1 protein-coding gene is annotated in these 1,619 nt (G+C 57.2%); it reads right to left on the reverse strand.

Annotated elements, in window-relative coordinates:
- Positions 1–33: 33 nt before the first annotated feature.
- Positions 34–1,562 (reverse strand): IS3 family transposase gene (locus IFT99_RS26000; RefSeq protein WP_446731156.1). Its coding sequence is split into 2 segments (ribosomal slippage): positions 34–1,103 and positions 1,103–1,562, totalling 1,530 coding nucleotides; the frame shifts between segments, so codons are not numbered across the junction.
- Between the last annotated feature and the right edge of the window lie 57 nt (positions 1,563–1,619).

A 1,619-nucleotide genomic window follows, 5' to 3' on the forward strand; every position in this document is an offset into this window, starting at 1 on the left:
CGGTGTGTGTCAACGTAGTTGTCGCTTTAGATCTTAAGCAGCTTGTCTGTTTACAGGATCACGCTCTCGATTCAGGTAGACATGATCAGGCAAGCACCAATTGCGGACATCCCCAGCCCACCGTTCCGGCTTCAGACGACGAGCTTCAAGGTATAGCTCTGCTCGCTTCTTCAGTGACGATCGGTCGTGCCCCTTGTGTCGTTGCGAAGGCGTGACGTATTTAAGGGCGCTATGGCGATGCTCATCGTTGTACCAAGCCACAAATTCCATTACCCACTGACGTGCTTCATCCAGCGACTCAAAGGGCCGTTGCGGCCAGCGCGAACAGTACTTTGCGGTGCGGAACAGTGCTTCAGCATAAGCATTGTCATTGCTGACTCGCGGGCGGCTGAATGAGGGCAATACCCCAAGGTCGTGTAGCGCAGCGAGCATGGTCGCGCCTTTCATCGGGCTGCCGTTGTCCGAGTGCAGGATCAACTTGGCCGGAAGGATGTTTTCACGCAGGCATGCGCGCTCCATCAACAAACCAGCGTGATCCGCACTCTCGGTTTCATGCACGTCGTTCATGACCAGCTTGCGGCTGTAGATATCCTTGACCATGTACCAATAGAAGAAACGCCCTTTGATGTTACTTGGCAGCCAGGTGATGTCCCAGCACCAGATCTGGTTGGGGCCGCCTGCACGATGAGTCGTCAACGGCCGAGCTTTTGGCGTGCGCGAACGACCTCGGCGATGAGCTTGCCCGGCAGACTTGAGCACTCGATAGAACGTCGCTTCCGAAGCCAGGTAGACGCCTTCGTCTGCCAGTTTTGGCACGATCTCATGCGGTGTCAGCCCTGCGCAGTCAGGCCGGTTGGCGGCTTGCAGCACGGCCAGACGCTCATCCTCACTGAGTTTGTTGGCAGGCGCCGAACGGCGCGCACCGGGTCGGCCGTCTTGCAACTGGTGACGCCAGCGCTGCACCGTGCGCACGCAGGCGCCCAACTCGTTACATGCTGAATTTTGGCGAGCGCCCGCTTGTACCGCACCATCGATCAAGGCAAGCGCACTTCTGCGATCTGCGGCGCGGGTCATTCGTCCTCGCCCGTACCCCAGATCGCATTGGCCTTTTTTCGCAACACCAACAGGGCTGCTGTTTCTGCCAACGCCGCGTCCTTGCGTCGTAACTCACGCTCCAATTCCTTGATTCGCTGGATCGACGGAATGTCCTTGGCAGGCTCCAGTTGCGCTGGCGTATTTGCCTTCTCGCAAGCGATACGCCACAACACCAGATCGGCGGGCAAAATACCTGCACTGCGGCAATATTCGGAGACCTCTGCTTCGCTCATCGCAGCGGTTTGTAGAACCGCCTTGAATTTATCGCCACTGTTCCAGCGCCCATTACGCTTACCTGTCCCCGGCATCTGCACTCCTTGGGCCTTGGCCTCTTTACGCCACATCCTCAATGTGACCTCAGTAATCCCGGTTTGCTTAGCCGTCTCGACCACTGTGAGGCTGATAGGGGGTGCCATCTGTTGTAGCACCCAGGCTTTTTCATCTGCGGTGTAGCGACGTTGTTTCATTTGATAGTCCTACGCCCTCCAGCTATGAAGAGGCGACAACTATCCTGACATGGAGGG

This window comes from Pseudomonas sp. CFBP 8772, from assembly GCF_014841665.1.
GTDB lineage: Bacteria > Pseudomonadota > Gammaproteobacteria > Pseudomonadales > Pseudomonadaceae > Aquipseudomonas > Aquipseudomonas graminis_B.